The sequence below is a fragment of the Burkholderia sp. AcTa6-5 genome (assembly GCF_017815075.1).
Taxonomy (GTDB): Bacteria; Pseudomonadota; Gammaproteobacteria; order Burkholderiales; family Burkholderiaceae; genus Burkholderia; species Burkholderia sola.
This window is the reverse complement of record NZ_JAGIQE010000002.1, coordinates 148,305-171,351: the sequence shown is the minus strand read 5'-3', so window position 1 is coordinate 171,351 and position 23,047 is coordinate 148,305. Positions and strand designations below refer to the sequence as shown.

Sequence of the window (23,047 nt, the reverse complement as noted above, 5' to 3'; positions counted from 1 at the left end):
CGGGCAACATCGACGTCAGCGCAACGAAAACGTCAACGCCGCGCCGCCAGTCTCCTGACGACGCTCACCAGCGCATCGACTTCATCGCACGTGTTGTAGAACGCGAGCGACGGCCGCACCGTGGCCTCGAGCCCGAAACGCCGCAGGATCGGTTGCGCGCAGTGATGCCCCGAGCGCACCGCGATGCCCTCTTCGTTCAGCGCCTGCCCGACCTCCTCGGTTTCATAGCCCTTCAGCACGAACGACAGCACGCTCGCCTTGTCGCGCGCGGTACCGACGAGCCGCACGCCCGGCACCGGCGCGAGCACGCTCGTTGCATACGCAAGCAGATCGTGCTCGTAGCGCGCGATGTTCTCGATGCCGATGCGGTTCACATAGTCGAGCGCCGCGCCGAGCCCCACCGCATCCGCGATGTTGCCGGTGCCGGCTTCGAAGCGGTTCGGCGGCGGCTGGAACACCGTGCGCTCGAACGTCACGTCCGCGATCATGTTGCCGCCCCCCTGCCACGGCGGCATGTCGTCGAGGATCGCGCGCTTGCCGTACACGACGCCGATCCCGGTCGGCCCGTAAATCTTGTGTCCGGAGAACACGAAGAAATCCGCATCGAGCGCCTGCACGTCCACACGCATGTGCGAGATCGACTGCGCACCGTCGACGAGCGCCTTCGCGCCCGCGCGATGCGCGAGCTCGACGATCTCCTTCACCGGCACGACCGTACCGAGCGCGTTCGACACCTGCGTGACGGACACGATCTTCGTGCGATCGTTGAGCAGCTTCCGGTATTCGTCGAGCAGCACCTGCCCCGAATCGTCGACCGGAATTACACGAAGCTTCGCGCCCTTGACCGCGGCAAGCTGCTGCCACGGCACGATGTTCGCGTGATGCTCGAGATGCGACACGACGATCTCGTCACCTTCGCCGACGTTCTGCACGCCCCACGTCTTCGCGATCAGGTTGATCGCCTCGGTCGTGCCGCGCACGAACACGATCTCGTCCGGCGACGATGCGCCGATGAAGCGCTGCACCGTTTCCCGCGCATGCTCGTACGCATCCGTCGCGCGGCCGGCCAGTGCATGCGCCGCGCGGTGGATGTTCGAGTTCTCGTGTGCGTAGAAGTATGCGAGGCGGTCGATCACGGCCTGCGGCTTGTGCGTCGTCGCCGCGTTGTCGAACCAGACAAGCTGCTTGCCGTTCACGCGCTCCTGAAGGATCGGGAAATCGCGGCGGATCGCGTTCACGTCGAACGGCGGATGCGCGCCGCGATACAGCTGGCTTTGCGGCTCGGCTGCGTGCGCGTCGTCGATGAAATACCGCGGCACATCCGCGCCCGATGCGCCCGATGCGCCCGATGCACGCGACACCGGCACGTCGCGATGCACGGCGAGCAGTTCGCGCAGCGCGTCGTCGTCCGGCAACCCGAACGCTTCCGGCGACGCCAGCCCGTTCGACGGCACGACGATGTCCTGCGGCGTCGCCTGCCAGCCTTGCAGCGAACCGTCGGTGAAGTAGTACGGCGACGTCTTCGCCGCGCTTTCCGGTGCCGGCGTATTCACCTGCGGCACGCCGAGCGCCGCGCCGCCGACACGCGGTTCGAGCGCGGGCGCGATCGACACCGCGTTGTCGGGCAGCCCGTTCTGCGCGGCCGCATGCGGCGCGAGCGCGGGTGCGCGGTTGCCGAGCGACAGCACGTGCGTCGGCGCGGACGGCGCGAGGTTCGCGCCCGGTACCTTGCCTTGCGGCAACGCAAGACCCGGCACGCCGGTGCCCGCGCCGCCCGGGCCCGCGAGCGGCGAGCCGCCCGGCACCGGGTTGCTCACCGACGCGAGAATCGGCGCCGCGGCCGGCAAGGCCGACGGCACGCCGCCAACCGCACCGCTGCCGGCCGACAGCCCGGGCGCGGTGGCCTGCCCGGGCGGCGTCGCGAAGAACTCGGACGCGAGCCGCGCGAGCGTCGCCGGGTCGGGCAAGCCGGCCGGCAGCGGCGCATGCGGCAACGCGTGCGCGTCGCCGCCGGCCAGGCCGGGATTAACGGTAGGTGTCGGGATAGTCATGGAACTTGGCGATTTCGACGTCATCGAGGACAGCCAGCGCATCCGGAGAATGGATCGCGAGCGAGCAATACAGCGAGATCAGGTACGACGCGATCGCCTGGTTGTTGATCCCCATGAAGCGCACCGACAGGCCCGGCCCCTGCTCGCCCGCGACGCCCGGCTGATACAGGCCGACGACGCCCTGGCGCTTGTCGCCGACGCGCAGCAGCAGGATCTTGGTCTTGCCGTCCGCGACCGGCACCTTGTCCGACGGAATCAGCGGAATGCCGCGCCACGTGAGGAACTGCGAGCCGAACAGGCTGACCGTCGGCGGCGGCACGCCGCGCCGCGTGCATTCGCGGCCGAACGCGGCGATCGCGAGCGGGTGCGTGAGGAAGAATGCCGGCTCCTTCCACACCTTCGTCAGCAGCTCGTCGAGATCGTCCGGCGTCGGCGCGCCCGTCAGCGGGAAGATCCGCTGTTCGTCGGTCACGTTCGCGAGCAGCCCGTAATCGGGATTGTTGATCAACTGGCTTTCCTGCAGTTCCTTGATCGTCTCGATCGTCAGGCGCAGCTGTTCCTTGATCTGGTCATGAGGACTGCTGTAAAGATCGGAGATCCGCGTATGCACGTCGAGCACCGTGCTCACCGCGTTCAGGAAGTACTCGCGCGGCTGTTCCTCGTACGGCACGAAGGTCTGCGGCAGCACGCTTTCGTCCTCGAGCTGCGTGCACGCGGCGCGCACCGCTTCCGGGTTCTTCACCTGGTTCAGGCGATAGATGCCGGCCTCGACCGGCACCCATTGCAGCAAATGGGTCAGCCAGCGCGGCGTGATCGTGGAAAGCTGCGGGACGGTCTTGGTAGCGTTCGCTAGTTGGCGGGCGGCGTGATCGCTCAGCGCGGCCGTGCCGCTTGCAACGGTCGACATGTGTGGCTCCGGGTTCTTAAGATGGAAAACGGGATTGCTTATGACGCTGGGTGATTATCGGAAGCACGCCCCTGCCGGCTCAACATGCTATAGCCGTCAGGTCGTGCACCCGAAAGGGGAAAACGATGGAGGCGGCCTCAGGTGACGTATGCGCCCGGCAGCAACGTCGAGATCGACACGTCGAACGCGCGCGCGATCTTGTCGGCCGTGACGATCGACGCGATCGCTTCGCCGCGCTCGATCTCGCCGACATACGAGCGGTTCAGCCCCGCGTGCTCGGCCAGCTGCTCCTGCGACCACGTACGCGCTTCGCGCAGCTTGCGCACGTTGGCGCCGAAGTGATGGATGAGGTCGCTCATCGCGCCTCCTAGGCGACGCGCGCCGCCGTGCGCGGCGCGGCGTTCGCTTCGCTGCGCAGCACGGCCTGCGTGACGTTTTCGCCGGGCGGCACGTCCTGCGTGAGCCAAACATTGCCGCCGATCACCGCGCCGCGCCCGATCGTCACGCGGCCGAGGATCGTTGCGCCCGCATAGATCACCACGTCGTCCTCGACGATCGGATGGCGCGCGAGCCCTTTCTCCAGATGGCCGGCCGCATCGCGCGGGAAGCGCTTCGCGCCGAGCGTGACCGCCTGATACACGCGCACGCGCTCGCCGATGATCGCCGTCTCGCCGATCACGACGCCCGTGCCGTGGTCGATGAAGAAGCCCGCGCCGATGCGCGCGCCCGGATGGATGTCGATACCGGTTTCCGCATGCGCCTGCTCGGCGATGATCCGCGCGAGCAGCGGCAGGCCGAGCCCGTACAACTCGTGCGCGAGCCGGTGGTGAATCATCGCGAGGATGCCCGGATAGCACAGCAGCACCTCGTCGACGCTGCCGGCCGCCGGATCGCCGTGGAAAGCCGCCAGCACGTCGCTGTCGAGCAGCCGGCGAATCTCGGGCAAGCGTGCGGCGAACGCCTGCACGGCCTTCGACGCGACTTCGTCGACGTTGTCTACCGGACCGTCGACGTTGCGCTGGCGCGCCGCGTAGCGCAATTCGAGCGTCACCTGCGTGAGCAGCGCGTTCAACGCCGCGTCGAGCGCGTGGGCCACGTGGAAGTTCTCGCTTTCCTGCCGCAGGTCGGGCGGCCCGAGTCGCATCGGGAACAGCACACCTTTCAGCGCGCCGACGATCTGCGCGAGCGCCTCGCGCGCCGGCAAATCGCGGCCGCCCGGTTCGAGCGAGCGCCGCTGCTTTTCGCGCCATGCGCGGCGCACCGTCTGCAGCGACTGAACGATGTCGTCGATATCGAATGCGGCCATGCTGCTTTCTCCCCGTAACGGCCGTGAATCAATCCTGCGCCCACGGCAGGCCGCGAAAGCGCCAGCCGTTGTGGCCGCCGCGATGCTGCCGCTCGTCGAGGTCGCCCTCGAAGCCTTCGAGCACATTGAAAACCTGCGTGAACCCACCCTTCGCCGCGGCCTCGGCCGCCTGCGCCGAGCGGTTGCCGCTGCGGCACAACAACAACACGACCGCATCCTTGCCGGTCTTCGCTTCCAGTTCGCGCACGAAGCGCGGGTTGCGCGTCAGGCTCGTACCGGTCGCCCACGGCACATGCAGCGACTCCGGCACGTAACCGACGAATTTCCGCTCCTCCGCCGTGCGCACGTCCACCAGCACTGCGTCGCCCGCCGAGAACAGCGCCCACGCAGTTTCCGGCGCAACGCCGCCCGCGTAGGGCTTGCCGGCCGCCAGGGCCGCCGCGCGCGCGTCTTCGAGCGCATGCTGCGCAGCGGTTCGTTCTTCCAGTTCAACCGTCATGACACTTCCTTGTATTCTCAGATTCGTATGAACAAAGACACCGGGAATGCGGCTGTTGCAGCTTGCGTGCTGTCTATAGCCGTCAGCGCCACTATGCGAGTGCGGCCGGGGAAGCAGAACCAATAAAAATTCATTTCCTAATCAGCGCCGCGGGGAATGCAATAGCAGACGCACGCTATCGATGCGCGGTCGCCGGCGGGATGGAAAGGGAGGACGGGGGCCGTTCGATGTCGTGCATCGAAGGGATTTGAAAGGAAGCGAGAGAAACGATCGGCGCGGCATGCGGCGCGTCGTCATGGAGTCCGAAATGGAACGGATCACGCGATGCACCGACGAAGCCACCGCGCCTCGCCGATGCATGTGTTCTTCAGTACATCACACCACCGGATCAACCACCGTAACCGGCGCGCCACGCGCCTCGATATCGCGCCCCGCGAGCAGACACAGATCCTCGCGATGATGCGTGGCGACCACCTGCACGCCCACCGGCACGCCGTTCACGACCGACGTCGTGACGGCCAGCCCCGGCAACCCCATCGCGGGCAGCGCGCGCAACGTGAGCTGCGCTTCCCACACGCGTTCGAAGCCGTCCGGCCCTTGCCGGTCGAGATCGTCCGGAAACGGCAGTTCCGATGAAACAGGCAACAGCAACACCGGATATTCATCGAGGAACAGCCGCCACTCTCGCGTCAACGTCGTGCGTCGGACCAGCGCGCGGCTGATCACGTCGGCCGGCAGATCGCGCACCTTGCCGCGCACGGCGGCGATTACCGCAGCCGCGCCCGGATCGCCATCCTGCTCGACCGCGTTCGCCAGCGCGTCGAAGCCATCGCCGAGCCACAGCTGTTCCTGCAGCAGCGCAGCCTCGCGCATCGGCGGCGTATCGTCGATCTCGTCGACGGTCCAGCCGGCATCGACGAGCCGGTGCGCGGCATCGCGCAACGCGGCCTCGACTTCGGGCACGACCGCCAGGCCGCGTGGCCGCACGCACAGCGCCGCGCGCTTCGGCACCTCACGCCCGTCGAACGGCACCGCGACGTGCCACGGATCGCGCGGGTCCGGTGCGGAGAACGCTCGCAGCGCAAGCGAGAGATCGTCGATCGTGCGCGCGATCGGCCCGGCCGCCGACATCAGTTGCGCGCCGATCGCCCGCTCGGGCGACGACGCATTGAATGCCGGCACGCGACCGAGCGACGGCCGGATTCCATGCACGCCGCACGCATAGGCTGGGTAGCGCACCGAGCCGCCGATGTCGGTGCCGACCGCGAGCGGTCCGATCCCGGCTGCTACGGCCGCCGCCGCGCCGCCGCTCGATCCGCCCGGCGTCAGCGACGGATTGCGCGGATTGCGCGTATGACCATGCACGCGATTCGACGTGAACCAGCGCAATGCGAACGTCGGCGAATTGGTGCGGCCGAGCAGCACTCCGCCGGCCTTGCGGATGTTGGCGACCACCGGGCTGTCGGCGGGCGCGATCAGGTTTTCCTGCAGGCGCGTGCCGTTGGTCGTCGCGAAGCCGGCCTGATCGACGTTGATCTTCACGGTGACGGGTACGCCCGCGAGCGGCCCCGGATCGTCGCCGCGCGCGATCGCGCGATCGACTTCGTCGGCCTGCCGCCGCACGTCGTCGGGGCGGTGTTCGACCACCGCGTTGATCGCCGGATTCACCGCATCGAGACGATCGAGCACGGCGTCCGCCACTTCGCGCGCGGACACGTCACGCTGCCGCACGCGTTTCGCGAGTTCGGTCGCCGACAGTTGCCAGAGTTCGGTCATGACTTCTCCTGCTGAAAAGACATCACAATCACGCGCGGCGCCGCGCTTCGTCACGAAAGCGCGGCGCCGCATTCGCTCACTGCGTATCCTGCTTCGCGCGCTCGGCGGCGGCGATGATCGCGTCGGCCACGGCCTTCGGCTGGCTCAGCATCGCGACGTGGCTCGCGTTCACGCGCGCGACCGTCGCGCCGATCCGCTTCGCCATCGCTTCCTGCAGCGTCGGATCGATCATCCGGTCGTGCGTCGCGACGACGAACGTCGACGGCTTCGCATGCCATGCGGCTTGCGCGACCTTCTCCGAGATGCACCCGCTATACCACGGCCCCTGGGTCGCGGCAACGATGCGCTGCTGCGCGGGCGGCAGATCCGGCGCGAAATCCTGTGCGATCGCCTTGTCCGACAGCCGCGCGAAACCGCCGGCGTCCTTGCGCAGTTCGCCAGCCCATGCCGGCGCCGGCAGCCCCTGCGTGACGTCGGCGATCGACTGGCCGTTGTCCGGCGCGAACGCCGCGACGTACACGAGCGACTTCACCTTGTCGTCGTTGCCCGCGTCGCTAATCACGACGCCCGCCCACGAGTGGCCGACCAGCACGACCGGCCCCTTCTGTTCGTCGATCGTACGCTTCGTCGCGGCCGCGTCGTCGGCAAGCGAGCTCAGCGGGTTCTGCACCGACACCACGTGCAGCCCGCGCGCCTCGAGCAGCGGGATCACGCGGTTCCAGCTCGACCCGTCGGCAAATGCGCCGTGTACGAGCACGACGTTGGTGCCCTTCAGGTCTTCCTTCGGCGCGGCCTGCGCCGCGACCGCACCGAACAGTCCGCCGATCATCGCGGCGGATACCAGAACGCGTTTCATCAAACCGGCCATCGTCATGCTCCCTTCCTTATCGTGTCGTTGAAATAAAGTGCTGCCCGAGCAGCCGCGCGTGCATGCGGCAAGCGCGGCGCCCGATCACGAATGCGCGTACAGGTCGTCGGCGGCGTAGCGTGCGGCGCGCGACGGCGCGGCACCGCGATGGCCGGCCGGCGTCACCGCATCGGCCACGTTGTCGCCTTGCGACTTCGACGGGCCATTCTGGTCGGAACGCGCGACCTGCTCGGCAGCCGCGACGGCGTTCTCCGCGGCGGCGATGTCGTCCGGGTAGTGCGCTTCGCTGCCGGCCGGGTTGTAGCCGGCCTTCTCGAGACGGATGAGGTCGGCGCGCACTTCAGCACGCGTGAGGCTGTGGCCGGTATCGGCGAACGACAGCGCGGGGGCGATGGCGAGGACGGCAACGGCGAGGATTCGAGCGGCTTTCATGAAGGTTCTCCTTGAACGAAGTTGAGGTGTCGAGCACTGGGCATCCGGTGCGAACGCCTGGCACCGAACGTTTGCTGCATGTCGACAGTAGAACCCGCGCACGTATCCGGCATGTTTCCGGAACCGGGCTTTCTGCATGCCAGTTTTTCAGGAACGGCAGCAGATACAGTGCGATACACACCGGCTACGCGATGCACCACGAAAAAAAGGCGTGCCCCGCCGGGCACGCCTTCCTATCCGCTTCACGCTCACGCGTCACGTCACGGTGCGAGCCGCGTGAACACGTAATCGTGGTTCTTGACCCGCGCCTGATGGCACGCAAAGCACGTCTGATGCTGGCCGATATCGGCCGGCACGCCGTTGATGAAGCGCCCGAACCCCCAGCCGCCCGTCGCCGCATAGCGACGCGAGTCCTTCACCATGACCTGCACGGTCGTCGCCTGGCCGGGCACCGTCGCGGGCGCGAACTCGTCGGACTGCTTGCGCTTGTACGCGAGCTTCACGAGGATCGTGCCGTCCGGGAACGGCAGCGTCGCCTTTTCGAGCGCACGCATCGCAACCGGATTGCCGAGCACCACGCGCAACTCGTCGAGCGGTGCGGCCTCTTCGGCCGGCGCGACCATTTCCCACTTCCGGTAGCCGGGCGGAATCGTCACGCCGTAAATCGGCGATGCGGCCGCGGCCGGCTTCGACTGTTCCGCGAACGCGGCCGGGCCGCTCGCCGACCACGCGCCGGCCAGCAGCACGCCCGCGACGAACGCGCGGCGCGCGCCGCGCCGCCATCCCCCCACGCGGGCCCGCATCACAGATGCTCCACTTGCAGGATCGCATCGGCGAAGGCCTGCGGCGCTTCCTGCGGCAGGTTGTGGCCGATGCCGCCGGTAATGGTCCGGTGCTGGTACTTGCCGGTGAACTTCTTCGCGTACGCGGCCGGGGCCGGATGCGGCGCGCCGTTCGCGTCGCCTTCCATCGTGATCGTCGGCACGGCGATCGAAGGCCCGGCCGCGAGACGCCGCTCGATGTCGTCGTATTTCGCTTCGCCCTGCGCGAGCCCGAGACGCCAGCGATAGTTGTGGATCACGACGGCCACGTGATCGGGATTCCGGAACGATGCGGCCGAGCGCGCGTAGGTCTCGTCGGAGAACTGCCACTTCGGCGACGCGAGTTGCCAGATCAGCTTGTTGAACGCGTCGCGGTTCTGCGCGTAGCCGAGTTCGCCGCGCTCGGTCGAGAAGTAGAACTGATACCACCACTGCAGTTCGGCCTGCGGCGGCAGCGGCTTGGCATTCGCCGCCTGGCTGCCGATCAGGTAGCCGCTCACCGACACCAGCGCCTTCACGCGCTGCGGCCACAGCGCCGCGATGACGTCGGCCGTGCGCGCGCCCCAGTCGTAGCCGCCGAATATCGCGTGGTCGATCTTCAGCGCATCCATCAGCGCGACGATGTCGACGGCCGTCACCGCCTGCTGGCCGTTGCGCACCGTGTCGGCCGAGCGGAACGTCGTCGAGCCGTAGCCGCGCAGGTACGGCACGATCACGCGATAGCCGGCCGCGACGAGCAGCGGCGCGACGTCCGCGTAGCTGTAGATGTCGTACGGCCAGCCGTGCAGCAGGAACACGACCGGGCCTTGCTTCGGGCCGAGATCCGCATAACCGACGTTGAGCACGCCCGCATCGATCTGGTGGATCGTACCCAGCGACGCGACGCCGGCCGGGCGCTTCGCCGCCGATCCATCGGGCGCCGACTGCGCATGCGCGAGCGCGCTGAAGCCGAGGTCGGCCAGGCTCAGGCTTGCCAGCGTGGTGCCCAGGAGCAGGCGGCGGCGGGTGTTCACGGTATCGGTCATGACTCGTTCTCCATTGTCGATCGCTAAGAAAGAGGCCCGCGGCACGTGCGGGCAATCGGATGTCGTCGTTCGCGGCGGCAGCGGATGGCGCCGCGCCGCCGTGTGAATTGCTTCACCGGTTTTATATCCGAACCGTCCGGAGGCTTTGTATCTCAACGTATCCGTGTGCGAACACGACACACAGCGATTCAAAAATCGCGAGAAAAACGACGTTTCGGCGCGGCCGCGCGGCAGAAACGAAAACGGGCCGCGCACCAGGCCGGCCCGTATTCACTGCGCTTACTACGCCGCTTACGCGCGCCGCAACGGCCGGAACCCCGCACGCACTTCGCGCGCAAACAGTTCCGGTTCTTCCCATGCCGCGAAGTGCCCGCCCTTGTCGACTTCGTTGAAGTAGATCAGGTTGTGATAACTGCGCTCGGCCCAGCTGCGCGGCGCCTGGTAGATCTCGCCGGGAAACACCGTGATCGCGGCCGGCAGCGAGATATCCACCGCGTTGAAGTTGTTCGAGTGATCCTCCCAGTAGATCTGCGCGGACGACGTCGCGGTGTTCGTCAGCCAGTACAGCGAGATGTCGTCGAGGATCTCGTCGCGCGGAATCGAGCGTTCGGGCACGCCGCCGCTATACGTCCACTGCGAGATCTTGTCGTACATCCACGCAGCCTGCCCGGACGGCGAATCGGCAAGCGCATAGCCGACCGTCTGCGGCCGCGTGACCATCATCGCCGAGTAGCCGCAATTGTCGCGATAGAACGTCGCGAGCTTCTCGTACGCGGCCTTCTCCTTCGGCGTCAACGAAGCCGGCGCGGGCGCATCGATCTCGAGCAGCGTCGCGATATCCGGCGGCACCGTCGCCGGCATGTTCACGTGAATCCCGGCCAGGCCCTGCACGCGCTGCATCGCCATCCGGTGCGAGATCACCGAGCCGCAGTCGCCGCCCTGCGACACGAAACGCGTATAGCCGAGCCGCGCCATCAACTCGCCCCACGCTCGCGCGATGTGGTCGGAGCCCCAGCCGGTCTTCGTCGGCCGGCCCGAGAAACCGAAGCCCGGCAGCGACGGCACGACGACGTGGAACGCATCGTCCGCGCTCGCGCCATGCGCGGTCGGGTCGGTCAGCGGGCCGATCGCCTTCAGCAGCTCGAAGATCGAGCCGGGCCAGCCGTGCGTCATGATCATCGGCATCGCGTTTGCGTGCCGCGACCGCACGTGAATGAAATGAATGTCGAGCCCGTCGATTTCGGTGATGAACATCGGGAAACCGTTCAGGCGCGCCTCGCCCTTGCGCCAGTCGTAGTCGGTGCCCCAGTAGCGCAGCAGCGCCTGCATGCGCTCGAGCCGCACGCCCTGCGATTCGTCGACGACGGTCTCGCGGCCCGGCCAGCGCGTCGCGACGATACGACGACGCAGATCGACCACGGCTTCATCGGGGATGTGGGCGGTGAACGGGCGTATGCCGCTCGCGCCGGTGGCCGCATGCAGCGCGGTGGGCAGCATCGCCGAGACCCCGGCGGCCACGGAAGTGGCCAGCAGGTGGCGACGCATCGGGGAAAACGGTGTGAAGGACATCGTTCGGCATCTCCTTTCGTGAAATGGAAAGTGAACATGCCGCGGGGGATCGCGCTCAGGCTTTCAATCCGGCGTGCCCATGTCACGCGGCGTCGCCCATTTGAAAGGTCGGATGTATCCCGAATTTGTCTGATTTGTACGCGTTTGTAGCTGCTGCGCGGCGAGCAGCGCTTGCGCGGCCGCTCGCCGGTGTCGCGCTCAGAGCGCGTTGACGATCGCGCCGTCGACGCGAATGTTCTGCCCGGTGATGTAGCCCGCGCCGTCCGACAGCAGGAACGCGACTGTCTTCGCGATCTCGCCGGTCTTGCCGAAGCGGCCGGCCGGAATGCGCGCGACGATCTGCGGCGTTTCCGGCCAGCTGTCGATGAAGCCCGGCAGCACCGCGTTCATCCGGATGTTCTCGGCCGCATAGCGTTCCGCGTACAGCCGCGTCCATGCGCTCAGCGCCGCGCGCAGCGCCGACGACACGGGCATCGGCTGCTCGGGTGCGTCCGCCGCGAAGCTCGATATATTGACCACCGCGCCGCCGCCCTGCTTCTGGAAGATCGGCGTCACGCGGCGCATCACGCGCACCACGTTCAGCAGGATCAGATCGAGCCCCGTGTGCCAGTTGTCGTCGGTGATCGCCAGCAGCTCGCCCTTCGGCGGATGGCCGGTGTTGTTCACGACCGCATCGATCCGGCCGTAGCGCGCGACCGTTTCCTGCACGAGCCGGTCGATATCGGCCTCTTCGGTCACCGAGCCCTTGATGCCGAAACCGCCGAGTTCGTCGCCAAGCGCCACCGCGCTGCCCGACGGCGACATCAGCGCGACGCGATAGCCCGTCGCCGCCAGTTCGCGCGCGATCGCCGCGCCCATGCCCTTGCCCGCCGCCGTGATCAACGCCACTTTTTCTACAGTCACGATCCGCTCCTCATTCTCATTCTGCCGCCGCGCAGCCGCCATTCGGCGCGCCATGGTGGTAATGTAGGCGCATCGCTTCCCACTGTCGAACCAGTATTTCTGCCGCCAGCCGATAGTTTTTCTACAGCCTGACGATGCCGCCACGTCCTTCCCGCCTGCCACCGCTGAATGCGCTTCGCGCGTTCGAAGTGTCCGCGCGGCACCTCAATTTCCGCGCGGCCGCCGACGAGATCGGCGTCACGCAGGGCGCCGTCGCGCAGCAGGTGCGCCACCTCGAGGACGTGCTCGGCCTGAAGCTGTTCGAGCGCCTGCCGCGCGGCCTCGCGCTCACGCACGACGGCGCCGCGTATTTCTCCGACGTGCAGCGCGCGCTGCACGCGATCGCCGACGCGACCGACAAGCTCGTGAAGCGGCGCGCCGCGCTGACGATCAGCACGACGCCGTCGTTCGCGTCGAAGTGGCTGATTCCGCGGCTCGCGCAGTTCACCGACGCGCATCCCGACTACGACGTGCGCGTGATCGCCGATCCGCAGATCGCGACGTTCCGCCATGACGGCGTCGATCTCGCGATCCGCTACGGCAAGCCGCCGTTCGGCAAGCATCTCGCCACTCATGCGCTGTTCCCGCTCGACGTGTGCGCGGTGTGCAGCCCGTCGGTGCTGACCGCGCCGGCTTCGCCGCGCGCGCTCGCCGGGCAGGTGCTGCTGCACGACGCGCACGACCTGTGGCCCGAGTTCCTCGCCGCGATGCCCGAACCGGTCGACGTCGATCCGCACAAGGGGCTGCGCTTCAACCAGACGTCGCTCGCGATCGATGCGGCCGTCGCCGGCCAGGGCATCGCGCTCGCGACCGAGCCTTTGGTCGAACGCGATATCGCAGCAGGCCGGCTGTGCAAGCCGTTCGATTTCGCGTTTCCGCTGTCGGTGGGGTTCTATCTCGTGTATCCAGCCGAGCGTCGCGACGACGACGCGATCGCGGTGATGCGCGAGTGGATGATCCAGGCCGCGTCGGACGGGCGGCCTTGAGTGGATCGAGCGCGCTTGACCAGCGTCAAGGCGCGATCCAGCGGGCTTCGTAGCCGCTTTCGTTCAGATCGAATACCGCGCGGCGATGGCCGGCGCGCGCGAGTTCGAGCCAGTCGATGCGCGTGATCGTCATGTGGATCAGGCAGAAGTTGTCGTAGCCGTCGCCGGTTGAGGCGGCGTTGTCGATATGCGCGTCTTCCGGTGAGGAGATCGGCGTGCCGGGCGGCAACGGCGCGCGATACAGCAGCAACGTATGCGGGCGGCTCGATGCCCAGATCGCGCGCCGTTGCGCTTCGTCGTCGCAGATCGATGCAACACCTTCCGCGCGAATCTGCGCGAGCGCGTCGAGATCATTCGCGACGATCGAGATGCGCGGATCGCGACGCAACTCCGCGACTTTCTCCGAACGCGCGTCGGTATGAAACGACAGCACGTGCGCGGTGCGGCTCACCTGACGCAATACGATCGTCCGGACCTTCGGCGCGCCATCGAGGCCGAGCGTCGCCGCCTGCAGCATCGTGAACGGCGAACGCTGTACGCTCACGCCGGATTCGAGGCAGGACCAGACGCGGTCGTAGGTTTGCGCGAGCGATTCGGAGGTCGAGTCGGACATGAGGCGGCGGCGATCGTCGGTGTTTCGATCGCGCAAGCTTAACCGCTTGTGTCGGCGACGGCTCGCATCGGATGCGCCGCAGCCGCCGTTGTGCCGCTCAGTTGTAGCCGAGCACGACCGGCGCCGCATCGCCGGCATCGGTCGCCGGCTCCGCGCCGAAGCGGCCGAGCACGTCGGCCACATACTGCGGCCCGGCGCTGATCTGCGACGACGGATGCTTTGCCGGCCGCTTGTCGCCGGTGTTCGCAGCCGCGCCCACCGCGGCCGTTTCGTTGATGGTGTTATTCATGTCGGTGTCTCCTCACGCGGCCCGCGCCGCACCATACGCGCGCACGAGACGCGCGACGCCTTCCCGGATCGCATCGACGTCCGGCGCGGCGAACGACAGGCGCAGCGACGCCGCGTCGACGTTGTCCGCGAAGAACGCCTTGCCGGGTACGAACACGATCTTGTTGGCGATCGCCTGTTGCAGCAGCCCGTCCGACGATACCGCGCCGAGCCGCGCCCACACGAACATCCCGCCTTCGGGACGATGGAATTCGATCGCATCGCCGAAGCCGTCGCGCAGCGCATCGCACATCGCGTCGCATTTGCGCCGGTACGCGGCCGTGATGCGCGGCAGATGGCGTTCGAGCGCGCCGTCCGCCAGATATTCGGCGGCGGTGGCCTGCGTCCACGGCGCGCTGCACAGGTCGACCGTCTGCTTCGCGATCACGCAGCGCCGCGCGATTTCGGCCGGCGCGATCGTCCAGCCCACGCGCAGCCCCGGCGCGACGATCTTCGACAGGCTCGCGAAATGCACGAGCCAGTCGCGCGCGCCATCCACCTCGCCGGCCAGCGCGAGCATCGACGGCACGGCTTCGCCCGCGAAACGCAGGTCGCCGTACGGATCGTCCTCGATGATCAGGAAACGGTATTGCGCCGCGAGACGCAGCAGCTTCAGCCGGCGTTCGCGCGTGAGCGTCGCGCCCGTCGGGTTCGCGAAAGTCGGGACCGTGTAGAGCAGCTTCGGCTGTGCGATCGCGCCGGATGCGAGTTGTTCGGCCAGACGATCGACGTCGACGCCTTCGCCGTCGACCGGAATCGTCACGATGCGCGCCTGTTGCAAACGCATCGCCTGCAGCGTGGCCGGGTACGCCGGTTGTTCGGTCAGCACGACGTCGCCGGGCGACACCATCACGCGCAGCAGCAGGTCGAGACCTTGCTGCGAGCCGGTCGTGACGAGCAGCTCGGCCGGCGTGCACGCGACGCCGCGACGCGCCATCAGCGCGATCAGTTGCTGCTTCAGTTCGGCGAGGCCGTCGGTCGGGCCGTATTGCAGACAGCGGATGGGCTGCCCATACGCACGTTCGGCCGCCGCGTTCAGGCCGTCGACGTCGAACAGGTCGCTGGCCGGATAGCCGCCCGCGAAGGAAATCATGCCCGGTTCGGACAGGTACTTGAACAACTCGCGGATCGGCGAGCCGGCGGGATTTTGGAATGAGGGCGTGAACGCGTACATGTCGTCGTGTGCAGGTGGGCGCGGACGGCCGGGATAGCCGTCGAGCGCCGGCCGCCAAGGCGCTTCTGGCGCCGCGGCGGTGAATTCGAGCCACGATTGTCGATAGTCATTAAGGGCTCGGCAAACGATATCTATGCACTAGGTCTTGCGGTTTGGTCATTACATCGCGGTTGGGCGGGTGTTGGCGGTGCGTGGGGGATGCGGGGTTCGGTGGCGGTTCGTCGAACGGGTGTTTGATTCGGGCGATTGTTTCGCCGGGGGTGGTCACGGCGATCACCGCTGCTTTCTTGGCTTGGGTGGTTCGGCGAGAATCGTGGGTGGCGCCGCTTCAACGCAACGACCGCCCGGGCGGCGGGACCATTCTCAGCGAAGCCAAATCGGAAATTTTGCCGCGACCCAATCGAACGTGGTGGGTGGCAGCGAGATCGACCTTTCACTGTCGTCCTCATCCGATGCGTCGAAATAATCCAACTTGTTCTTACGGATGATGGTCGAGTCCACCCGGCCGGCCGTCCCAAAAAACGAAAAATGGTCGCGTAGCAAGCGTCGAGCCATGTGCATCGCTGACGACGAGTTTGACCTGCTCATTCTGATCACCCAAAAAACCATTGCTGCGGACACCGCTTCCGCAGATGTTGACGATGTAGGTTATGCCGTCGACCTGTTTGACACCACCATCCATCTTGACGTTGTAGTTGAAGCGCTGACAATCGGTACGGTCAATCATGATTCCGCGATAGCCTACCAAGTAGACGAATGCGAAAAAAACGAGTGTGACGATCGCGGCGCCTGCGCGCTTCGCTCGGCTGAAACGGTTGAAATTTCTGACGAGCCGGTACACGTAGAACCCGAAGATGATCGACGTGATGGCGAAGATCGCCAGCTTCGTGTTCATGACCGAGACAAGTACGATCCCGTTCCTCACGTTGCGCGGTAAGAACAGCCAGCCGATATCGACAACCAGATATATGGCGACCACCGACAAGACTACTTTGAGGATGGTCATTGCCACTTTCATTGCTCGGCCGGAATGGTTCTGCATACGGTGTCAATTTTCAGAATGATCGGCTTGTCCAGCTTGATGAGTTTGGGCTAGCTGTAGACCACGAAGTCGCCGCCACAATTATCCACGGATCTCCAGTGTCGGTACGTCTTGTTATGCTTCGACCAGTAGACATCCTTCTCTCGAAATTCCCGAAATCTCCTGGTTCGTCTGTCGACCGCCCTATTGAACTCGATTCCGTACAGAGATAGTGCGGAATCTCCTGAGTGGAACTTTTAAAAATGATCGACTATGTTTCGATCATGCAGGAGCGGCCAACGTGACTCGGACTCGACCTGCACACTTGAGAAGTGTTACAGATCGATAACGGAGCGACAAAAAAAATGAAAAATGGGGAAATTAAAGAGTATCGAAGCATCGCACGCACGATGATCTTTGGCGCATGCATCACTTCACTGACCTTAGCAGGGTGCAGTGCCGTACCAGACAAGCAGTATCAACAAGTTGGCTTCCAATCCAGGTCATGCACAATCGATAAAGTCGGCCGACGCGCCGACTGTCCGGCTACCCAAGCGGGCGTTACGGAGAACAACGATGGTCGCGTGGAAAGGCGCTTCAGCGTGGCCTTTCTCGAATACTGCGAACTGGAGAGCGAGGCATGCAAGGGGCCGGGCCAACTGTTCGCGCCAAATCAGCTACAAGCCATCCTGCATAAAATCGAGAATTCAAATACCGCGGGAGAAGCAACGTTTGTCGCTGTCTACGTGCATGGCTGGCACCATAGCGCCAGCCCCGACGACGAGAACGTCAAATATTTCGACCATATGCTGGCGCGGTACAAGGATGCACTGTCGCGCGCGGGGCAAGCGAATACGCAGGTACTCGGTGTTTATGTTGGCTGGCGGGGAGAAAGCATCTCAACGCCAGTAGCAAGCGTCTTTACAATCGCGAACCGTGCACGCGCGGCAGATTCGATCGCCACAAGTGGCACGATGGCATCCGATTTGGCCGATATTGCTCGCGCCGTCCAGAAGGGCCCCACAGCAAACCGTATGATTGTGACCGGTCATTCCTTGGGTGGCAGAATCTTATCGCGCGCCCTGTTACCCACGTTCATGAAAACAGACCAGCCTCTTGGAGAAAAGACGCTGATCGTTACATTGAATGCGGCTATTGGAGCAGACGCTTACTATGACCTCTATCACGACTCCACACGCCTTGCGCCGACTGCATCCACACCAACATGGCTGAACATCACGAGCCGCGACGATTGGACAACTCGACGTACCTATCCGTTTGCACACCTGCTGGGCAACATGCATCCCGACCATCCGGGGGACGATTCAAGTGGCAGCACCATCGGTCACTATCCCTCCTACAAAACGCATCAGATAAGTTTTGCGGATTGCAACGCCGTGGGATGCGGAGACAAGAGCCGTATAGCGGCACTTCTCACAGAAAATTACTGGCTGCCGGCTCCCTATCATTTCTTCGTGCTGCAATACGTTCCTGAAAGCCTTGAAGCTGGTGCAAACACGTGCGGCTTGATACGAGAATATCCATACAATCAGAACGCAACGGAAGCGATGACAGCCACGGGCATTTGTACCAAGATGGTGGGAAGTGAGTCACCCCATACAGGCCGAAAGCAGTTTCCCGCCAATGGTCACCTCTGGAACATTGAAGGCGATTCGACTGTCATCGACACCGATGGTTTACAGGCGACGGGCACTCCTGTTCACAACGCTACGACGCAGACCAACCTTGCGACCATACTGGTGCGCTTGCTGTATGCCAACCAATAAGATGAGCGCGCAGTTCACAGCATGATTCCTTGCGTATGAAGCCTATTGTGGCGGAGATAAAAGGCGTTTCGCATTGCGTTAGTGGCGGGCCGGCGATGACCGCCCCACCACTAACGTCATTCCATCACGCGGAAGCGCCCCGATTAGCCTCAATCACCGTCAACGCAGCCATATTCACGATCCGCCGCACGGTTGCACTCGAAGTAAGAATATTCACGGGAGCATTAACGCCCAACAGGAACGGCCCCACCGCCACATTACTCCCCGCCTCGGTCTTGAGCAGGTTGTACGCGATATTCCCCGCATCCACATTCGGACAAACCAGCAAATTCGCCGCCCCCTTCAACGGCGACATCGGCAGCAGCTTTGCCCGCAGCCCTTCATCGAGCGCGCAGTCGCCATGCATCTCGCCATCCGCTTCGATATCCGGCGCCTGTTCCCGCACGATCTCCAGCGCGCGGCGCATCTTCACGCCCGAAGCCGCACTCCCCGACCCGAAATTCGACCGCGACAGCAGCGCGACCTTCGGCGTCAGATTCAACCATTCCATCTGCCGCGCCGCCGCGATCGTGAATTCCGCGATCTGCTCCGCATCGGGGTTGTCGTTCACGTGCGTATCGACCAGCGCGACCGTTCGCTGATCGAGCAACAGGATGTTCATTGCCGCGTAGGTCGACGCACCCGGTTTCTTGCCGATCACTTCGTCCACGAACCGCAGGTGATTGTGATACTCGCCCACCGTCCCGCAGATCATCCCGTCCGCGTCGCCGAGCTGCACCATCATCGCGCCGATCAGCGTCAGGCGGCGGCGCATTTCCACGCGCGCCATTTCCTTCGAAATACCGTCGCGGCAGCGCAGCTCCCAATACTTCGTCCAGTACTGCGGGAAACGCTCGTCATATTCGGGATTGGTCACTTCGACATCCTGACCGAGTCGCACGCGCAGCCCAAATCGCTCGATGCGCGCGAGCAGCACCTCCGGACGCCCGACCAGAATCGGCCGCGCAAGCTTCTCGTCGACGATCACCTGCACCGCACGCAGCACCCGCTCGTCCTCGCCTTCGGTGAACACGATCCGCGCCTTGCCGCCGTCACGCACGAGCTGGCGCGCGGTCGCGAACAGCGGCTTCATGAACGCGCCCGAGTGATAGACGAATTGCTGCAGCTGCTCGACGTACGCGTCGAGATTCGCGAGCGGACGCGTCGCCACGCCGCCTTCCATCGCCGCCTTCGCGACGGCCGGCGCGATCCGTACGATCAGGCGCGGGTCGAACGGCTTCGGAATCAGGTATTGCGGGCCGAACGACACGTCGTACGCGCCATAGGCCGCCGCGACGACTTCGTTCTGCTCTTCCTCGGCGAGCCCGGCGATTGCGTGCACCGCGGCAATTTCCATCTCGCGCGTGATCGTCGTCGCGCCCACGTCCAGCGCGCCGCGGAAAATGTACGGGAAGCACAGCACGTTGTTGACCTGGTTCGGATAATCCGAGCGGCCCGTCGCGATCACGACATCGTCGCGGGTCTCATGCGCCAGTTCCGGGAAGATTTCCGGCGTCGGGTTGGCCAGCGCGAGAATCAGCGGACGCGCCGCCATCTGCTTGAGCATCTCCGCCGTGAGGATGCCGCCGACCGACAGTCCCAGGAACACATCCGCGCCGCCGATCACTTCGGCGAGCTTGCGCGCCTCGGTTTCCTGCGCGAAGCGCGACTTGGCCGGGTCCATCAGCGTGGTACGGCCGCGATAGACGACGCCCTCGATGTCGGTCACCCACACGTTTTCCACCGGCAGCCCGAGGTCGACCAGCAGGTCCAGACACGCCAGCGCGGCCGCACCGGCGCCGGACGTCACGACCTTCACTTCCTTGATGGATTTCCCGACGACCTTCAGCCCGTTGATGAACGCGGCGGAAACGGTGATGGCGGTGCCGTGCTGATCATCGTGGAAGACGGGAATCTTCATGCGTTCGCGCAGCTTCTGCTCGACGGTGAAGCATTCCGGCGCCTTGATGTCCTCGAGATTGATGCCGCCGAACGTCGGTTCGAGGCCGGCGATGATGTCGACCAGCTTGTCCGGATCGGTCTCGTTGATCTCGATGTCGAACACGTCGATCCCGGCGAACTTCTTGAACAGGACGGCCTTGCCTTCCATCACCGGCTTCGACGCGAGCGGGCCGATGTTGCCGAGGCCGAGCACCGCGGTGCCGTTGGTGATCACGCCGACCAGATTGCCGCGGCTCGTGAAGCGGTGGGCCTGCAGCGGATCGGCGGCGATCGACTCGCACACGCTCGCCACGCCGGGCGTATAGGCCAGCGCCAGATCGCGCTGCGTCACCAGCGGCTTGCTCGCCACGACCGAGATTTTCCCGGGGGTCGGAAACTCGTGATAGTCGAACGCGGCCTGCTGCTGTGTCTCTGTCTGTTTCATGTTGTGGTCCCGGCGTGGGCGCCAGGCCAGTCCCGGCGCGATCCATGAAGGTGATTCTAGGGATCCGCCATAACGTGACGATTTTGTTTTAGTATCGGTCCATCACTTTTTCATGATGCATACATGACTAGTCAATGAATTTTGACGCAAACGACGTGGCCAGGCGGCTGGGCGCGCGTCTGAAGATTCGGCATCTGGTGTTGTTGCTGCAGATCCAGCAGCACGGATCGCTGACGCGCGTCGCCGAGCACATGGCGAGCAGCCAGCCGGCCGTGACGAACGCGCTGTCCGAGCTGGAGAGCATGTTCGGCACGCCGCTGTTCGAGCGCTCGTCGCGCGGCATGCGGCCCACCGCGCTCGGCGCGGTCGTGCTCGAACGGGCGAAGGCGATGATCAAGGATCTCGACCACCTCGCCCGCGAGATGGAGACCGTCGCCGCCGGGCATGCGGCCCATCTGCACGTCGGCGTGATTCCGTTCATCTCCGGCCAGATGCTGTCGGCCGCGCTGAAGCGGCTGCAAGCGCGCATGGAGCGGCGCCTGACCGTGACGATTCACGAAGGCACCAGCGATCAGTTGCTGCTGCAACTCCGCGATCACAGCGTCGACATCGTGATCGGGCGCGCGTCGTCGGCGATCGATCTCGGGCAGGTTTCGTTCGAAGTGCTGTACCAGCAGCAGCCGCGCATGATCGCGAGCCGGCGGCTGGCGGCCAAGCTCGCCCGCACGCCGCTGGACTGGCACAAGCTGCACGCGCTCGACTGGATTCTCGGCGCGCCGCATACGCCGATGCGCGAACAGGTGACCGACCTGTTCCTGTCGGCCGGCATCGCGCCGCCCGTGCCGATCGTCGAAAGCTACTCGTCGAAGCTGATCGGCGAAATGATCGCGTCGAGCGACGAGGCCGTGTCGATCGTGCCGGCCGATATCGCGGAGGAACTGGTGCGGATCGCCGGCGTGGCGATCGTGCCTTATTCGCTGGTGTGGACGTTGCCGCCGATCGCGCTGTTCACGCGCTCCGCCGATTCGCAATCGCCCGCGCGAGATCTGCTCGTCGACGCGCTACGCGCGGTATGCAAGGAGACGTACGGAGAAGTGCAGCGATAGCGGCATTATTTGCCGGCAGCAAGGCGCCGCAGGATTTCCGGACGCTCGGCGCTCAGCACGTGGTCCGCACCCTCGCCCCTGTCGTAGCGTTTGCTCGTGCGGTAGGAAAAGCGCTTCGCGTATTGATTGGCGGCGGGATCGAACATCCACGCGTCGACGTCGAAGAAGTGCTGACCGAAATGATCCTCGTCCTTGCCCCACACGTAATCGGCCCGGACGAACAGCGGATACGGCGACACCTCCGGCAAGTTCCACATCGCGCGGTCGGCCATTTCCGTTTCGGTAACGATCGGCATCAGGTTCTCGATCTTGCCAGTCGCGCCGATCCGCAGCACGGCCACGCGCTCCAGCATCCCGCTGCCGCCACCCGAGAACATCCCCGAGAAGAATACCCACGAGCCGCCCGATGCAATCGGCAACCGCTCGGACCGTGGATTCAGGCCGAACTGGTACAGCTCCTTCGAGGAATGAGGAAGCGGCGCCGGCGGCATCTCGAAGCACGGCGCACGGTCGGGCAGCACGCAGAGCTTCACGCCGGAAAGCGGCAGCCCGTCGCCGTCGAGCTTGCCTTCCGTCTGAGTGAAGCGCGGGAATGCCGTTTCGCGGGGCGCGGCTTGAACGCAGGCGATGCCGACGAGCGCCATGCTTGCGATCGCCGCGAGCGTTTTACCGATCCAGCGCATCACCCCTCCGCCCGATGACACACCGCCTCGATATTGTGTCCATCCGGCCCGATGACGAACGCCGCGTAGTAGTTCGCGTGATAATGCGGCCGCAGCCCGGGCGCGCCATTGTCTTTCCCGCCGGCCTCCAGCGCCGCGCGATGGAATGCATCGACTTGCTGCCGCGTGTCGGCCGCGAACGCGATGTGGAGAGGCGCCGGCTTCTCGTCGGTCGGGAACAGACACAGCGAAGACTTGCTGGGCAGACCGATCTCGATCCCGTACGACGGGTCGCTTTCCCCGACAATTTCGGCGCCCAGCGGTTCGAGTGCCTTCAGGAAAAACGCCTTGCTGGCGGCGTAGTCGCTGACGCCGAATTTGACGTGGTCAAACATGAGATCCCTCCGATGGATCGATCAGTCATCACGGTGGTGTGATGTAGCGATGGCCGCAATGTTGCCACATGCGGCGGTGGTCCGTTACCGGCTCCAAAGGACCCTGAGCGGCGCTTCGCATCGTTCGCGCCAATGACCCTTGTTCACCATGAACCGGTCCTCCGATGTTGAGCCGCCGCAGTCTCCCGTTGGTATTGGGGCAGCGCTTGCTCTTCACGAAGACCAACAGCCGAATGACCAGGAGGAGATCTCGACTGCCGATATGCTTGCTCAACGTGTACACCCCGGCTACGGCGCAAACGAAGCGGATCTTACTGTTCGTGAGCGCTTGTGGCTTGCCTCCATACGCCTTCCA

Annotated in this window: 22 protein-coding genes; 3 read left to right on the top strand and 19 right to left on the bottom strand. The window is 65.2% G+C overall.

Translation table 11 applies throughout. From position 1 onward, the window contains the following. Window positions 1–32: 32 nt before the first annotated feature. The 12 genes from J8I33_RS03655 to J8I33_RS03600 all read right to left on the bottom strand — a co-directional run bounded on the left by J8I33_RS03655 (window position 33) and on the right by J8I33_RS03600 (window position 12,157). Window positions 33–2,051 (bottom strand): family 2A encapsulin nanocompartment cargo protein cysteine desulfurase, encoded by a 2,019-nt coding sequence (locus J8I33_RS03655; protein ID WP_209924581.1) that lies wholly within the window; start codon window positions 2,049–2,051, stop codon window positions 33–35. Beyond that, on the bottom strand, window positions 2,026–2,958 hold the full coding sequence (locus J8I33_RS03650; RefSeq protein WP_050017251.1) for a family 2A encapsulin nanocompartment shell protein: 933 nt from the start codon (window positions 2,956–2,958) through the stop codon (window positions 2,026–2,028). Before J8I33_RS03650 ends, J8I33_RS03655 begins: the two co-directional genes overlap by 26 nt. Window positions 2,959–3,095: 137 nt before the next feature. Continuing rightward, entirely contained in the window at window positions 3,096–3,317 is a 222-nt protein-coding gene (locus tag J8I33_RS03645) for a helix-turn-helix transcriptional regulator (RefSeq protein ID WP_011356215.1), read from the bottom strand. A gap of 8 nt (window positions 3,318–3,325) precedes the next feature. Beyond that, window positions 3,326–4,264: a serine O-acetyltransferase EpsC gene (gene epsC / locus J8I33_RS03640; RefSeq protein WP_209933201.1), complete on the bottom strand. Its 939-nt coding sequence runs from the start codon at window positions 4,262–4,264 to the stop codon at window positions 3,326–3,328. A 28-nt stretch (window positions 4,265–4,292) separates the two neighbouring features. Beyond that, on the bottom strand, window positions 4,293–4,763 hold the full coding sequence (locus J8I33_RS03635; protein ID WP_209933709.1) for a rhodanese-like domain-containing protein: 471 nt from the start codon (window positions 4,761–4,763) through the stop codon (window positions 4,293–4,295). A 375-nt stretch (window positions 4,764–5,138) separates the two neighbouring features. Continuing rightward, on the bottom strand, window positions 5,139–6,539 hold the full coding sequence (locus J8I33_RS03630) for an amidase family protein (RefSeq protein ID WP_209933199.1): 1,401 nt from the start codon (window positions 6,537–6,539) through the stop codon (window positions 5,139–5,141). 76 nt (window positions 6,540–6,615) lie between these two features. Then, window positions 6,616–7,407, bottom strand: a complete 792-nt coding sequence (locus J8I33_RS03625; protein WP_050017286.1) for an alpha/beta hydrolase — start codon at window positions 7,405–7,407, stop codon at window positions 6,616–6,618. Between the two features lie 84 nt (window positions 7,408–7,491). After that, window positions 7,492–7,839 carry a DUF4148 domain-containing protein gene (locus J8I33_RS03620; protein WP_209924578.1) on the bottom strand — a complete coding sequence of 116 codons (348 nt, stop codon included), beginning with the start codon at window positions 7,837–7,839 and terminating at the stop codon, window positions 7,492–7,494. Between the two features lie 260 nt (window positions 7,840–8,099). Further along, entirely contained in the window at window positions 8,100–8,642 is a 543-nt protein-coding gene (locus tag J8I33_RS03615; RefSeq protein WP_050017257.1) for a cytochrome P460 family protein, read from the bottom strand. Beyond that, complete coding sequence (locus J8I33_RS03610; RefSeq protein ID WP_209924577.1) at window positions 8,642–9,685, bottom strand: alpha/beta hydrolase; 1,044 nt, start codon at window positions 9,683–9,685, stop codon at window positions 8,642–8,644. Before J8I33_RS03610 ends, J8I33_RS03615 begins: the two co-directional genes overlap by 1 nt. Before the next feature lie 291 nt (window positions 9,686–9,976). Next, a complete protein-coding gene (locus tag J8I33_RS03605) occupies window positions 9,977–11,254 on the bottom strand; it encodes an epoxide hydrolase (protein ID WP_124630874.1) in 1,278 nt (425 codons plus the stop codon). Window positions 11,255–11,452: 198 nt separating this feature from the next. Next, window positions 11,453–12,157, bottom strand: coding sequence for an SDR family oxidoreductase (locus tag J8I33_RS03600; protein ID WP_124554383.1), 705 nt, complete (start codon window positions 12,155–12,157; stop codon window positions 11,453–11,455). Between the two features lie 134 nt (window positions 12,158–12,291). Here J8I33_RS03600 and gcvA point away from each other — a divergent pair, with 134 nt between their 5' ends. Next, complete coding sequence (gcvA, locus tag J8I33_RS03595) at window positions 12,292–13,182, top strand: transcriptional regulator GcvA (RefSeq protein WP_050017260.1); 891 nt, start codon at window positions 12,292–12,294, stop codon at window positions 13,180–13,182. 25 nt (window positions 13,183–13,207) lie between these two features. Here the strand turns inward: gcvA and J8I33_RS03590 are convergent, their stop codons facing one another. From J8I33_RS03590 to J8I33_RS03575, 4 genes are all read right to left on the bottom strand, one after another. Next, window positions 13,208–13,795, bottom strand: a complete 588-nt coding sequence (locus J8I33_RS03590) for a pyridoxamine 5'-phosphate oxidase family protein (RefSeq protein ID WP_209924576.1) — start codon at window positions 13,793–13,795, stop codon at window positions 13,208–13,210. A gap of 97 nt (window positions 13,796–13,892) precedes the next feature. Next, complete coding sequence (locus J8I33_RS03585) at window positions 13,893–14,084, bottom strand: hypothetical protein (protein ID WP_124638385.1); 192 nt, start codon at window positions 14,082–14,084, stop codon at window positions 13,893–13,895. Between the two features lie 12 nt (window positions 14,085–14,096). Continuing rightward, entirely contained in the window at window positions 14,097–15,296 is a 1,200-nt protein-coding gene (locus J8I33_RS03580) for a PLP-dependent aminotransferase family protein (RefSeq protein WP_209924575.1), read from the bottom strand. Window positions 15,297–15,774: 478 nt separating this feature from the next. Then, the gene (locus J8I33_RS03575; protein WP_245171429.1) at window positions 15,775–16,302 is read right to left on the bottom strand and encodes a hypothetical protein; all 528 of its coding nucleotides are present in this window, start codon (window positions 16,300–16,302) and stop codon (window positions 15,775–15,777) included. Window positions 16,303–16,649: 347 nt separating this feature from the next. Between J8I33_RS03575 and J8I33_RS03570 the strand changes: the two genes are divergently transcribed. Continuing rightward, window positions 16,650–18,104 (top strand): hypothetical protein, encoded by a 1,455-nt coding sequence (locus tag J8I33_RS03570; protein ID WP_209933197.1) that lies wholly within the window; start codon window positions 16,650–16,652, stop codon window positions 18,102–18,104. Window positions 18,105–18,228: 124 nt separating this feature from the next. On the opposite strand, the gene J8I33_RS03565 is transcribed toward J8I33_RS03570, so the two are convergent. After that, window positions 18,229–20,529 carry an NADP-dependent malic enzyme gene (locus J8I33_RS03565; protein ID WP_209933195.1) on the bottom strand — a complete coding sequence of 767 codons (2,301 nt, stop codon included), beginning with the start codon at window positions 20,527–20,529 and terminating at the stop codon, window positions 18,229–18,231. 134 nt (window positions 20,530–20,663) lie between these two features. Between J8I33_RS03565 and J8I33_RS03560 the strand changes: the two genes are divergently transcribed. Beyond that, a complete protein-coding gene (locus J8I33_RS03560; protein ID WP_209933193.1) occupies window positions 20,664–21,635 on the top strand; it encodes a LysR substrate-binding domain-containing protein in 972 nt (323 codons plus the stop codon). A 5-nt stretch (window positions 21,636–21,640) separates the two neighbouring features. Here the strand turns inward: J8I33_RS03560 and J8I33_RS03555 are convergent, their stop codons facing one another. After that, the gene (locus tag J8I33_RS03555; protein ID WP_209924572.1) at window positions 21,641–22,318 is read right to left on the bottom strand and encodes a hypothetical protein; all 678 of its coding nucleotides are present in this window, start codon (window positions 22,316–22,318) and stop codon (window positions 21,641–21,643) included. Continuing rightward, a complete protein-coding gene (locus tag J8I33_RS03550; RefSeq protein WP_209924571.1) occupies window positions 22,318–22,692 on the bottom strand; it encodes a VOC family protein in 375 nt (124 codons plus the stop codon). Before J8I33_RS03550 ends, J8I33_RS03555 begins: the two co-directional genes overlap by 1 nt. Window positions 22,693–23,047 lie beyond the last annotated feature (355 nt).